This window comes from Variovorax flavidus (assembly GCF_030317145.1).
In the GTDB taxonomy this organism is placed as follows: Bacteria; Pseudomonadota; Gammaproteobacteria; order Burkholderiales; family Burkholderiaceae_C; genus Variovorax; species Variovorax flavidus.
Genome location: NZ_JASZYE010000003.1, coordinates 782,211 through 794,884 on the forward strand (window position 1 = coordinate 782,211; position 12,674 = coordinate 794,884).

Sequence of the window (12,674 nt, forward strand, 5' to 3'; positions counted from 1 at the left end):
GTCATTCCAGGCCGAGTTCCTGGATCTTCCGAGTGATGGTGTTGCGGCCGATGCCGAGCTTTTGCGCGGCCTCGATGCGGCGGCCCCGCGTGTTCGCCAGCGCCGTGAGGATCAGGCGTGATTCGAAGCGGCGCGAGAGCGCATCCCATACGTCGGTACGGCCCGCCGCCAGCATGCTTTGCGCTTCGAGCTCGAGCCCGCTTTCCCATGCGGCCGAGGCTGAAGCGCCGGCGACCGGCGCGGTCGGCGTTGCCGGTGCAGCAGCCGCTGAACCCACCGCTACGGGCTCGCGCTCGACAGTCGACGCCTGTGCCGATGCAACGGCTGCTGCCGTTGCGGGCGCTTCGATATGCGCGCCTGCCATCACTTCAGGCGGCAAGTCCTTGGCCTCGATGAGTTGCGCCGGCGCCATCACCGTCAGCCAGTGGCAGATGTTCTCGAGCTGCCGCACGTTGCCGGGAAAGGCGAAGGTCGCCAACTGGGCGAGGGCCGCATCCGAAATGCGCTTGGGCTCCACGCCCAGTTGCTTGGCGCTTTGCTGCAGGAAATGGCGCGTGAGCGCGGGCACGTCCTCGCCGCGCTCGCGCAATGCAGGCAGCCGCAGCCGGATCACGTTGAGCCGGTGAAAAAGGTCTTCGCGGAAGCCGCCGAGCTTGACGCGCTGCTCCAGGTCCTGATGCGTTGCCGCGATCACGCGCACGTTGGCCTTGACGGAGTTGTGGCCGCCGACGCGATAGAAATGCCCGTCGCTCAGCACGCGCAGCAGGCGCGTCTGGAGATCGAAAGGCATGTCGCCGATCTCGTCGAGAAACAGGGTACCGCCCTCGGCCTGTTCGAAGCGGCCGCGCCGCATCGTCTGTGCGCCGGTGAAGGCGCCGCGCTCGTGGCCGAACAGTTCGCTTTCGAGAAGGTCCTTGGGGATGGCCGCGGTATTGATCGCGACGAAGGGCCCGCTCGCGCGCGGTGAATGCTTGTGCAGCGCACGCGCCACGAGTTCCTTGCCGGAGCCGGACTCGCCGGTGATCAGCACCGTCACATTGCTTTGCGACAGCCGTCCGATCGCACGGAACACGTCCTGCATCGCAGGGGCCTGTCCGAGCATTTCGGGCGCCGCCTGCATTCGCTCCTCGGCAACCTCCTCGCGCTGGCTTTCGTCGACGGCACGGCGAATCAACTCCACCGCGCGCGGCAGGTCGAAAGGCTTCGGCAGGTACTCGAAGGCGCCGCCCTGGAAGGCCGAGACAGCGCTGTCCAGATCGGAGAACGCCGTCATGATGATGACCGGAAGTCCGGGGTGCTTGGCCTTGATCTTGTCGAGAAGATCGAGGCCCGAGCCGCCTGGCATGCGGATGTCGCTCACCAGGACCTGGGGGCCCTGCAGTTCGTCGTCGGCAGCCGCTTCGAGTGCGGCGAGAACTTCGCGCGTGTTGGTGAAGCTACGGGTTGGCAGGTCTTCGCGCAGTAGCGCTTTTTCCAGCACAAAGCGGATCGATTGGTCATCATCCACTATCCAGATCGGCTTCATGCAGCTCCTTGTTGCTTGGCTGCTAGGGCAGCGGTATCAGTATCTTGAAATCGGTCCGGCCCGGGACGCTGTCGCACTCGATCACTCCGTGATGCTGTTGCACAAAAGTTTGCGCAAGCGTCAATCCCAAGCCAGTTCCGCCTTCCCTGCCCGACACCAGCGGGTAAAAAATGCGGTCCTTGATCGCGTCCGGCACGCCCGGTCCATTGTCGATGACATGCAATTCCAGTGCCAGTCGATACCACTGCTTATTGAAGATAACCTGACGCGCGATGCGGGTCTTGAACGTGATCTGCGCATCACCCGCAGCGCGCCGCTCCGCCAACGCCTGCGCAGCGTTGTGGACGATGTTGAGCGTGGCCTGGATGAGCTGCTCGCGGTCGCCGCGGAACTCCGGGATCGACACGTCGAAATCACGCTCGATGTGCAGGTCGCGCGGGAACTCGGCCAGGATGACCGAGCGCACGCGCTCGCAGACCTCGTGGATGTTGACGTCACCCACCACGTGCGGCCGCCGGTGCGGCGCCAGCAGCCGATCGACCAGCGTCTGCAGGCGGTCGGCCTCGTGGATGATGACTTGCGTGTATTCGATGAGGTCGCGTGATTCGACCTCCATCTGCAGCAACTGCGCCGCGCCGCGAATGCCGCCGAGTGGGTTCTTGATCTCGTGCGCAAGGTTGCGGATCAGTTCCTTGTTGGCCTGCGCCTGATCGAGCAGCCGCTCCTCGCGGTCCTGCCGCACCTGCTGCTCAAGCGGCGACATCTCGATGATCAACTCGCCCGCCTTGTCGCTCTGCGCGAGCGTCACCTGCACCGGCATCAGCTCGTGGTTGACGCGGCGCAACAGGGCCTCGTAGCGCAGGGTGGCAAAGTCATTGCTGCGCGCGCCATCGATGGCGGTACGCAACACCTGCGGTTCATGAAAGCAGGCGCCGAATTGCGAACCTTCGAGCGTGCGCCGCGAAGTGCCAAGTGCGTCTTCCAGGCCGGAGTTGGCAAAGAGCACTGAACCATCGGTGCGCACCACCGCAATCAGCGTCGAGAGCAGGTCGAAGGCTTGAAAGCGCTTGCCCGGCCCGGCGGATTTACCAAAAGCCACGTGAGAAAGTCCCTTCCTGGAACGCCGCGAACCCGGCTTCGCCGGTCCGCAGGTGTTGCCCCCGGCAGGGGGCAGGCGAAGCGACGCGAAGTGCGCGCAGCCTGGGGGCGAGTGTCATTTCACCGGCAGGCGACCGATCTCGCGCTGGATGCCGGCAATATCGCTCTCGTTGCGCGCAAGCTCGGCTTTCATCTCGGCCACGCGGTCGAGGTACTTCTGGTAGTTGCGACCTTCGCTGCCCTGCTTCTCGGGTTCGCCGTTGTTGTATTCCTTGACCAACTGGGCTTGCCGGTCCTGCGCCTTCCGGAGTTCGGATTCGAGCACCGAACGGGCCTCGCCGTCGCGGGCACGCTGGTCAGCGCCATCGACTCGCGGGCTGCCCGCAGGGCTGCTTGCGCTGGCCGGGGCGCGCACCGCGCTGCTCGATGCAGCGGAAGCAATCGGCCGGTTGCCCTGTACGACGGTGACGTTGCCGCCTTCCATCAGCTTGCAACCGCGCTGCTGCGCCTGGGTCGCGTTGTTGGTGTATTCATTGCCGCAGCGCCAGACACGCTCTTGCGCCTGAGCTTGCACGTGAACACCGGCCGCGGCAAATGCGGTCAGCAGGAAAACGGAAAGAGTCTTCATGGTCATGGTTGGAGTGCGCAGCAATGCGGCATTTTCGTGCAATTCGATACGAGTGCCATGCTGGTGTTCCCACCCAAAGAAAAAGGACGGCATTTGCCGTCCTTTTTAACGCCCAGGTGTGCTGGCACTCCCTTTCAGGGGGCCGCCGCGCGCGGCCGCCCGAAGCGGCCGGACCGCCCCCGGCAGGGGGTGGGCGAAGCGACACGCAGTGCGCGCAGCCTGGGGGTGAGCAACATTACAACGAATAGTACATGTCGAACTCGACCGGATGGGTCGCCATGCGGAAGCGCGTCACTTCTTGCATCTTGAGATCGATGTATGCATCGATGTACGCATCGGTGAACACGCCGCCCTTGGTCAGGAATGCACGGTCCTTGTCGAGGTATTCCAGAGCCTGGTCGAGGCTGTGGCACACGGTCGGGATCAGCGCGTCTTCTTCCGGCGGCAGGTGGTACAGATCCTTGCTGGCGGCTTCGCCCGGATGGATCTTGTTTTCCACGCCGTCGAGGCCAGCCATCAGCAGCGCTGCGAAACCGAGGTACGGGTTCATCAGCGGATCGGGGAAGCGCGCTTCGACGCGACGGCCCTTCGGGTTCGCCACGAACGGAATGCGGATCGAGGCCGAGCGGTTCTTGGCCGAGTAGGCCAGCTTCACCGGGGCTTCGAAGCCGGGCACCAGGCGCTTGTAGCTGTTGGTGCCGGGGTTCGTGATGGCGTTCAGCGCGCGAGCGTGCTTGATGATGCCGCCGATGTAGTGCAGCGCGAAGTCGCTCAGGCCTGCATAGCCGTCGCCGGCGAACAGGTTCTTGCCGTCCTTCCAGACCGACTGGTGCACGTGCATGCCGGAGCCGTTGTCGCCGACGATCGGCTTGGGCATGAAGGTCGCGGTCTTGCCGTAGGCGTGGGCGACGTTGTGGATCACGTACTTCTGCAGCTGGACCCAGTCGGCGCGCTGGATCAGCGTGCTGAACTTGGTGCCGAGTTCCATCTGGCCGGCGTTGGCCACTTCATGGTGATGCACTTCGACCGGGATGCCGAGCGACTCGAGCACCAGGCACATTTCGGAGCGCATGTCCTGGAAGCTGTCGACCGGCGGAACCGGGAAGTAGCCGCCCTTGACGGCCGGGCGATGGCCCGTGTTGCCGTGCTCGAATTCCTTGCCCGTGTTCCAGGCGGCTTCTTCGGATTCGATCTTCACGGAGCAGCCGGACATGTCGTTCTGCCAGCGCACGCCGTCGAACACGAAGAATTCGGGTTCCGGTCCGAAGTAGGCGGTGTCGCCCAGGCCCGATGCCTTCATGTAGGCCTCGGCGCGCTTGGCGAGCGAACGCGGATCGCGCTCATAGGGCTTGCCGTCCGAAGGGTCGACCACGTCGCAGGTCAGGATGAGCGTGGTTTCTTCGAAGAAGGGGTCGATGTTGGCCGTGTTCGGGTCGGGCATGAGCTGCATGTCCGATGCTTCGATGCCCTTCCAACCGGCGATCGACGAGCCATCGAAAGCATGGCCCGAAGTGAACTTGTCCTCGTCGAACGCGGAAACCGGCACGGTGACGTGCTGTTCCTTGCCGCGAGTGTCGGTGAAGCGAAAGTCGACGAACTTGACCTCGTTTTCCTTGACGAGTTTGAGTACATCGGCGACGGTCTTTGCCATCAGGTTCTCCTGGTTTGGATAGTGGTTGGAAGTACGGGTATTCCGGAATGCAGTTTCTGTGCCATTGTCACTGCAGCCGAGGGGGGTTTGGCGCATGCGCCAGAACCCAAAAACAGGCGAGTTGTAACCAATTTGGTGCGATGCGAATCAACGCACCATTTCAGGGCCGAGACGTGCGCCAAACGCGTGCAGGCCCGCCAGCAACTGCGCATAGGCGGGCCCGATTTTGTCGGCGTCGCCCTTCACACCGAGTTCGATGTGTCGCCCATGTTCGGCGTGGTCCACACTCGGCAGGCTGAACACCTTGATGCCGGCATGCGCCTGCTCGATGGCTTCCATCAGCGGGGTCAACGTGGCCTCCATCGCGCCGTAGACGATCACGGATCTTTCGGCGGCGCGGCCGCGGGCGAAGAGGTCGGGATATCGCTCATCGAGAACCGATTCGATCATCGGCCAGGCCATGACCGGGAAGCCGGGCACGAAGTGCACGTCGCCGACACTGAAGCCGGGGATCTTGTTGTACGGGTTGCGGATGATGTTGGCGCCCAACGGGAAGACACCCATGTTGAGACGGTGGATGTTGTCCGGCCGGTCTGGCTCGTAGACCGTACCCTGCTCGCGCGCGGTGTCCTGCATGCGCTCGCGAATCAGCGCCTCGGCCTCCGGATGCAACCCGAGTGGTACGCCGAGAGCCGCGGCCGCGCACTGGCGCGTGTGGTCGTCGGGCGTGGCGCCGATTCCGCCAGTCGAGAACACGATGTCGCCGGAAGCGAAGGCGCGCGCCAGCGCCGCCGTGATGCGCACCGGCACATCGCCGACGTATTCGGCCCATCCCAGTTCGAGTCCGCGCTCGGAGAGCAACTCGATGACCTTGGGCATGTGCTTGTCGATGCGCTTGCCAGAGAGGATTTCGTCGCCGACGACGATCAGACCGAATGAACGACTCATGGGGCACCCCATTGGCTTGCGGCCGCGTTGGCGTCGGCCAACTCGACCGCGGGTGGTGAAACAGCTGCGACCGCGCGCTGCACGCGCAATTGCGCCAGCGCGTCGAGGCAATAGTGTGCGAACCACAGCGCCGAGAACGCAAAGACCAGCGTGTAGATCCAGATCGCAACGGGCACGAGCACGAAGAAGGCGGCTGCGAACAGCACGCCGGATGCCCAGACGATGCTCGGCGCCGCTCCCAGGTAGCCGCACAGCACACCGATGCCCAGCAGCGTCAGGCGGTGGATCCGAAGGAGTTCGTCGCGCTCCTCCGGGCTCGCATGCTCGGCGAGCGCGTCGAAGCTCATCACGCGATAGGTCAGCCAGCCCCAGATGAGCGGCGGGAGGATCAGGACCAGCGGCGGGATGAGCCAGAGCGGCATCGAAACCACGAGCGCCAGCATGGCCAGCAGGGTCAGGCCGAGCGAGCGGGCAACGCTGCCGATGAAGGATGCGCCCTTCTTGCGCTCCAGCGAAGGAAAGCGCCGCTCCGCCACCAGGCGGGTGAGCGCGGGTGCCATGAAGCCGGCAACGATCAGCAGCGACGCCACCACGATCAACGGCGTGGCCGCGAACACAACCACCAGCGGCGCGAGCATGGCGGTGACATCGCCCGAGAACATGCGGCCAATCCAGGCCCAGAAGCCGGCCAGCAGGGGCCAGGCGTCCAGCGCCTGGCGGGTCCATGCGACGGACGCATCCCAGTAGAAGTAGCCGAACACCGCCGCGAGCAGCACCATGAGCCCTAGCGGCAGCAAGGACAGCACGATCACGCGCGGGTGCATGCAATAGGCGACAGAACGCCAGAATGAATCGAGAAGAAGACGCATCGATGTCGAGGATAACGCCAGCGTGTGGAGCGGCGGTCAGCCTCGGCTGACGAGTCGCCGGAGCCCCAGCCATTGCTGCGACCAGAAGCCGCGTCCGTAGTCCTTCACACGGCCACGGTCGTCGGGCTCGACCTGGTCGCGAATGCCTGTCGGGTCGTAGCGATCCTCGAAATTCACCGTCCTGAACAGCATGTCCCACCAGGGAAGCAGCACGCCGAAGTTGTGACCGCCGAGCGTCTTCGGGCCTTGCGACTCATGCCCGATCCCGATGCTGTGGTGCAGGCGGTGGAAGCGCGGACTGATCCAGAGCCGCTCACCGATCGCGCCGAAACTCAAGCGCAGGTTGGCGTGCTGCAGGCTCTCGCTCAGTTGCATGAATGCGACGATGGCGATGAACTGCCCCGGCGCGACGCCAATCAACTGGGCGACGATCACGATGATCGTGTCGTGAATCACGTCGTCGAGCAGGTGGTTGCGGTTGTCGCTCCACATCGTCATCTGGCGCTGCGAATGATGAAGCGAATGCAGGGCCCACCACCATTCGAAACGGTGCTGCCCGCGATGAATGATGTATTCGACGAGATCCAGCACGAGGAGGTAGATCACGAGCGTGACCCAGGGCACGTCAGTGACGCCGGGCCAGAGCTGATCGAGATGGAAAGTTCCCCAGCCCGCCGAGCGCACCGCGCCCAGCGCGTCGTCGAAGAGTGGCTGGAGCGCGAAGAACATCGCCAGCCGGAAGAGGCCCAGCCGGTGGATCAGCGTATAGATCACGTCGATGCGGATGGCCGGCCGGTCGACCACCGGCTCGGCCGGGCGCCAGCGCTGCAGCGGGCCGATCACGGCCAGCAGCACCGCGATCTGGATGAGGCCGACCAACAGCCAGCCCGTCGCGTCGAACGCGTCCTCGACCCAGCCGCCCAGGCCGACGGCGTAGACCACAGGCTGAATCGCCGTCTCGAACAGCCATTGCTGCAGGTTCGCAAACAAGTCAGTGAGCCAATCCATTGGCGTGCGATCCCGGCCGTTGCGGAAAGGTTCAGGGATGCGCCGAGATCCAACTGCGGTAGGCCGGATGCTGGCGCAGCGTCTCGAAGCAGAAGCCCTTGGCCTTGAGCCCGACGATCAGCGGTTCGAGATCGGCAGGCGCCCATGGATCCTTGCGCGACCAGATGCCCAGGTGCGCCAGCAGGATGTCGCCCGGCTCGATCTTGTCGAGCGCCTGTTGCAGCAGCTTCTCGTTGCTGAACTTCTCGCTGGGCAACTCGTCGCCGAGGAAGCCTGCAGGCGCCCAGCCGACGTGCTCGAAGCCGCAGGCCTTGGCGGCCGCCAGCAGTTTGGGCGAAGTCTTGCCGCCCGGTGCCCGGAACAGCGGAAGCGGCTTCTTGCCGGTGATGTCCTGCAGGCGCTCGGAAGCCTTGGCCACGTTGGCGCAGTACTGCTTGGCGTCCCAGGTGAACTCACGTCCCGCGAAAGCACCTGCCGTCGGCTTGATGCGAAAGCGCGGCTCGACGCTCGGCAGATCGCCGCGCCAATAGGCATGGTCGTATGTATGGGACGCGAACTCATGCCCTTCAGCCGCCCTCGCCTTCCACCATGGCGCCCAGTGGTTGTCGAGGCTGTCGCCGTCGGTCTGGGTGCGCTCTGCCGCGGCAAAGAAAGTGACGCGGACGTCCTGCCGCTTCAGCACTTCGGCCACCAGGGGCGCAACACCCATGTGGCCGGTGTCGAAGGTCAGATACACCGGCTTGCTGCAGGTGCCTTGGGCGACCGCGCCGGTGGAGACGACCGAAGCCGCCACCAGGAGCAACGCGGCCCCGAACTCAGATCTTGGCATGGTCAAGGGTCCAGACACCATGCGGCGAACGGCCCACGTTAACCTGTCGCACCACCTTGCGGCTGGCAAGGTCGACCACGCTGAGCTTCTTGGCCCAGCGCGAGGTGACGAAGAGCGTCTTGCCGTCGGCCGAGACATCCATGCAATCGGGCCCACCCGGCACCGGATAGGTGTCGGTGACTGTGAGCGTCTGGATGTCGATGCGGCTGATCGTGTTGGCCACGCGATTGCTGACGAACACGCTGCGGCCGTCGCCTGCCGAACGGAATGCGTGGGCTCCCTTGCCGGTCAGGAGCTTGCCGACCAGTTTGGGCTGGGCACCCGCCACGTCGAACACCTGCACGCCATCGCTGCCCGTCAGGCCGACCAGCAGCGTCTTGCCGTCGTGGATGCCGAAGATGTCAGCCGGCATCGGGCCGGTGGGCGTACGCCAGCGGATGGTTTGCGTGGCAAGGTCCACGGCGATCAACTCGTCGCTGTCCTGCATGGTGACGTAGGCCGTCGTGCTCTTGCCGTCGATCCAGATATGGCTCGGGGTCTTGCCGGTGGGAATGCGCTTGACGAGCTTGGGCTCCTTGCCATCCCATCGGTAGATGTCGACATGGTTCAAGCGGTTGGCCGCCGTGACGAACCACTTCATGTCCGGCGAGAAGCGCAGGTGATACGGGTCGATGATCCCGTAGACCACGCGCTGGACTTCGGCCGTGCGGGGGTTCAGGAAGGTCAGCGAATCACCAGCCGAGTTGGCGACGATCAACGAACTCTGATCGGGCGCGAGGTAGAGGTGGTGCGGCTCCTTGCCGGTCGGAATGCGCTGCTTCTCGGCCCAATTGCCCGGATCGATCACGCTCACCGTCGCGTCGAGCGAATTGAGCACGAAGATGGGAGGGGGTTCGGCGGCTTGCGACGGCAGCACCGCGCAGGCAAACAAAAAGGCCGCTAGACGGCCCGTCAGGAATGAATTGGAGCGCAAGGGACGTTTCCGGCAGAAGACCACTTTGGATTCTAACGAGCGACTGTCACAGGAAGCTGACTGCCACGAGCGTTTCGCAGGGCGTCGACCTCCTCCGGTCGCAGCCAGCGCCACTGACCGGGCGCCAGGTCGTCGGGCAAGGCAAGGATGCCGATGCGCGATCGGTGCAAGGCCTCGACCCGGTTGCCGACAGCCGCCAGCATGCGCTTGACCTGGTGGTACTTCCCCTCTGTGAGAGTGAGGCTCAGATGCAATGGCCCGGCCAGCTCGCACGCGGCCGCGCGGACCGGCTTCGGGTCGTCGTCCAGGACCACACCGGCGAGCAGGCGCGCCACCTGCGCGTCATCGACCGGATGCTTGGTCGTGACCTCGTAGACCTTCGGAACATGGTGCTTCGGCGAACCCATCCGGTGAATGAACTGGCCGTCGTCGGTCAACAGCAGCAAGCCTGTGGTGTCCTGGTCGAGCCGGCCGATCGCCTGCACGCCCTGCACCGCGCCTTTGTTCGGCCGCAAGCGCAAAGGCGACGGCAGCAAGGTGTAGATGCTGGGATAGGTTGACGGCTTCTGGGAGCACTCCGTCCCTGCCGGCTTGTGCAGCATCAGGTACGCTTTCTCGTGGTACTCCCACTCGGTGCCCTGCACGGTGAAGCGAAGACCTTCGGTCTCGATATCCGCGCCCGGATCGTCCACCGGAGAGCCCGCGATGGTCACGAAGCCCTGCTGGACCAGCCCGGCGCAGACTCGGCGTGTGCCGAAACCCTGCGTGTAGAGAATTTCCTCTATGCGCATCAGTAGCCGAGCGCCAGTCCGGTGTTGCGGCGCGGATCGTTGGCGCCATAGAAGCGGTTGGCGCCCACCGGCTTGCCACCGAGCGACGGTGCGCCGACGATGATCGCCGCCACATGGTTGGCGGGCTGCGGCACCCCCAGGTTGTGGCCCATGTCCGCCAGGATCTTGCGAGTGTCCGGCGAGAGCGCGAAGGTCTCCACGTTGGTCACGTCCGGCAGCCATTGCTGGTGGAAGCGCGGTGCGTCGACCGCCTCCTGCACGTTCATTCCATAGTCGACCACATTGAGGATCGAGTGGAGCACGACCGTGATGATGCGGCTGCCGCCCGGTGTACCGACCACGAAGACCGGCTTGCCATCCTTGGTCATGACGGTCGGACTCATCGAACTCAGCGGACGCTTGCCCGGCGCGATGGCATTGGCTTCGCCCTGCACGAGGCCATACATGTTGGGCACGCCGACCTTCGAGGTGAAATCGTCCATCTCGTTGTTGAGCAGCACGCCGGTCTTGGCGGCCGTCACCTTGGCGCCGAACCAGTCATTGAGCGTGTAGGTCACCGAGACCGCATTGCCCCACTGGTCGACGATGGAATAGTGCGTGGTGTTGCTGCCCTCGTGCGGGGCGACGCCGGGCTTGATGTCCTTGGAGACGCCCGCCTTCGCCGGGTCGATCACGCCACGGATTTTTGCGGCATAGCCCTTATCGAGCAGCCGGTCGAGCGGATTCTTCACGAAGTCGGGATCGCCAAGGTAGCTGTTGCGATCGACGTACGCGTGGCGCATGGCCTCGATCTGGTAGTGCACGGCCTGAGCCGAGCGGAAGCCGAGGTCCTTGAGCGGATAGCCCTCGAGGATGTTCAGCATCTCGCAGATCACCACGCCACCCGAACTCGGCGGCGGCGCCGAGACCACGTGATAGCCCCGGTAATCGCACTCGACCGGCGGTAGCTCGCGCGTCTGGTACTGGTCGAGGTCGGCCTGCGTGATGAGCCCCTTGCCGGCCTGGCTGGATGCCACGATCGCGGCACCCACGGGGCCCGTGTAGAAGCCGTCGGTACCGTTGCGGCTGATGGCCCTGAGCGTCCTGGCCAGGTCCTTCTGGACCAACTTCTGGCCGACCGCGAACGGTTCGCCCTTGTTCAGGAAGATCGCGCCAGAGACGGGATCCTTCTTGAAGTCGGACGTGGCGGTGGTCAGCATGTCGATGTCGCCCTGCTGCAGGACAAAACCGCGCTCGGCCAGTGCGATCGAGGGGGCAATCAGGGCGGCGCGCTTCATCGTGCCGTACTTCTCGCGGGCCAGTTCGAGCCCGGAAACGGTGCCCGGTACGCCGACAGCCAAGTGGCCGTTGGTGCTCAGGCCCTTGATGACATTGCCATCCTTGTCAAGGTACATGTTGGCAGTCGCTGCCAGTGGCGCCTTCTCACGGAAATCCAGGAAGGTCTTCCGTCCATCGGCCAATTGCACGGTCATGAACCCACCGCCGCCAAGGTTGCCCGCCGCGGGATAGACCACCGCCAACGCGTAACCGACCGCGACCGCAGAGTCGATCGCGTTGCCGCCCCGCTTGAGCACGTCGACACCGACCTTGGTGGCGAGATGCTGGGCGCTGACGACCATCCCGTTTTCGGCTGCGACCGGCGCCACCGAAGCCGCGTGAAGTTGCGCGGCTCCGGCCAACGCAAGCGTGAGTGCGACGGAAGTGCGAAGCGCCACTGTCCATTCCAGATTTTTCATGTTTCGTGTCCCATGTATGCCGCAGCGACGTCGGGGACTATAGCTCGCGCATGCAGGGCGAAAGAGAGCATGGCCATGTCGTGCGACACGGCCCGTGCAATACCCGCGGAGTGAAGGATCTCGGGCGCTCTGGCGACGGCGATCGGCACCGCAAACGCGAGGAAGGGAGAGGTTCCGGGGGTGAGCCCGGCGCCGAGCTCTTCGTCGGTGCCGGTTGTCGTGTGTGGTGGAGCTGGGGGGATTTGAACCCCCGTCCGCAAGCCTTCTTCGCGCAGATCTACATGTTTAGCGGTCTGATTTAGGTCTCGCCACCGGTGTCGCGCAGTCGCACGCTACACCGGCCGCCAGTACCCTATTTTCTCGTCCCGACCCAAGGTACCCGGATCGGAGCCAGCCCATGTAGATTATCTTTGCAGCCGGGAGGCGTCAGATTGCTCTAGCGCCCCCTTGCCCAGCCCATCGGCATGCTGTTGCAAAGCTCACCGGCAATTAAGCGGCGAGTGCGAAACGTTCGTCGTTTGCAGTTAGTTTGTTTGAATCTGTTTTACGAGCGCATTCAGCTCGACATGCCCCGCTGCGATTCCGAACCCGCGTCGAAACCAGTGCAGCCCCAAGCGA

General features: G+C 64.4%; 11 protein-coding genes and 1 other RNA gene. All 12 read right to left on the bottom strand.

Annotated features, from left to right (window positions below):
* Position 1 precedes the first annotated feature (1 nt).
* Complete coding sequence (ntrC, locus tag QTH90_RS18940; protein WP_286666104.1) at positions 2–1,525, bottom strand: nitrogen regulation protein NR(I); 1,524 nt, start codon at positions 1,523–1,525, stop codon at positions 2–4.
* 22 nt (positions 1,526–1,547) lie between these two features.
* Positions 1,548–2,624 (bottom strand): nitrogen regulation protein NR(II), encoded by a 1,077-nt coding sequence (glnL, locus tag QTH90_RS18945; protein ID WP_286567541.1) that lies wholly within the window; start codon positions 2,622–2,624, stop codon positions 1,548–1,550.
* Between the two features lie 114 nt (positions 2,625–2,738).
* Positions 2,739–3,251: a hypothetical protein gene (locus tag QTH90_RS18950; protein WP_286666105.1), complete on the bottom strand. Its 513-nt coding sequence runs from the start codon at positions 3,249–3,251 to the stop codon at positions 2,739–2,741.
* Between the two features lie 235 nt (positions 3,252–3,486).
* Positions 3,487–4,902, bottom strand: coding sequence for a type I glutamate--ammonia ligase (glnA, locus tag QTH90_RS18955; RefSeq protein ID WP_286666106.1), 1,416 nt, complete (start codon positions 4,900–4,902; stop codon positions 3,487–3,489).
* 147 nt (positions 4,903–5,049) lie between these two features.
* Entirely contained in the window at positions 5,050–5,850 is an 801-nt protein-coding gene (locus tag QTH90_RS18960; protein WP_286666107.1) for a competence/damage-inducible protein A, read from the bottom strand.
* Positions 5,847–6,719 (bottom strand): EI24 domain-containing protein, encoded by an 873-nt coding sequence (locus QTH90_RS18965; RefSeq protein WP_286666108.1) that lies wholly within the window; start codon positions 6,717–6,719, stop codon positions 5,847–5,849. Before QTH90_RS18965 ends, QTH90_RS18960 begins: the two co-directional genes overlap by 4 nt.
* Before the next feature lie 36 nt (positions 6,720–6,755).
* On the bottom strand, positions 6,756–7,727 hold the full coding sequence (locus QTH90_RS18970) for a sterol desaturase family protein (protein WP_286666109.1): 972 nt from the start codon (positions 7,725–7,727) through the stop codon (positions 6,756–6,758).
* A gap of 31 nt (positions 7,728–7,758) precedes the next feature.
* On the bottom strand, positions 7,759–8,556 hold the full coding sequence (locus tag QTH90_RS18975) for a polysaccharide deacetylase family protein (RefSeq protein WP_286666110.1): 798 nt from the start codon (positions 8,554–8,556) through the stop codon (positions 7,759–7,761).
* A complete protein-coding gene (locus tag QTH90_RS18980; protein WP_444814736.1) occupies positions 8,543–9,529 on the bottom strand; it encodes a YVTN family beta-propeller repeat protein in 987 nt (328 codons plus the stop codon). The genes QTH90_RS18975 and QTH90_RS18980 overlap by 14 nt, the downstream gene beginning before the upstream one ends.
* Before the next feature lie 32 nt (positions 9,530–9,561).
* Entirely contained in the window at positions 9,562–10,320 is a 759-nt protein-coding gene (locus QTH90_RS18985) for a pseudouridine synthase (protein WP_286666111.1), read from the bottom strand.
* Entirely contained in the window at positions 10,320–12,056 is a 1,737-nt protein-coding gene (gene ggt, locus QTH90_RS18990) for a gamma-glutamyltransferase (RefSeq protein WP_286666112.1), read from the bottom strand. Before ggt ends, QTH90_RS18985 begins: the two co-directional genes overlap by 1 nt.
* 224 nt (positions 12,057–12,280) lie before the next feature.
* Positions 12,281–12,668, bottom strand: a transfer-messenger RNA (tmRNA) gene (gene ssrA, locus QTH90_RS18995).
* Positions 12,669–12,674 lie beyond the last annotated feature (6 nt).

Coding starts and splice junctions, on each gene's coding strand:
- QTH90_RS18975 (WP_286666110.1), bottom strand. CDS start 8,556: ATGCCAAGATCTGAGTTCGGGGCCGCGTTGCTCCTGGTGGCGGCTTCG.
- ggt (WP_286666112.1), bottom strand. CDS start 12,056: ATGAAAAATCTGGAATGGACAGTGGCGCTTCGCACTTCCGTCGCACTC.
- QTH90_RS18985 (WP_286666111.1), bottom strand. CDS start 10,320: ATGCGCATAGAGGAAATTCTCTACACGCAGGGTTTCGGCACACGCCGA.
- glnA (WP_286666106.1), bottom strand. CDS start 4,902: ATGGCAAAGACCGTCGCCGATGTACTCAAACTCGTCAAGGAAAACGAG.
- QTH90_RS18970 (WP_286666109.1), bottom strand. CDS start 7,727: ATGGATTGGCTCACTGACTTGTTTGCGAACCTGCAGCAATGGCTGTTC.
- ntrC (WP_286666104.1), bottom strand. CDS start 1,525: ATGAAGCCGATCTGGATAGTGGATGATGACCAATCGATCCGCTTTGTG.
- QTH90_RS18965 (WP_286666108.1), bottom strand. CDS start 6,719: ATGCGTCTTCTTCTCGATTCATTCTGGCGTTCTGTCGCCTATTGCATG.
- QTH90_RS18950 (WP_286666105.1), bottom strand. CDS start 3,251: ATGAAGACTCTTTCCGTTTTCCTGCTGACCGCATTTGCCGCGGCCGGT.
- QTH90_RS18960 (WP_286666107.1), bottom strand. CDS start 5,850: ATGAGTCGTTCATTCGGTCTGATCGTCGTCGGCGACGAAATCCTCTCT.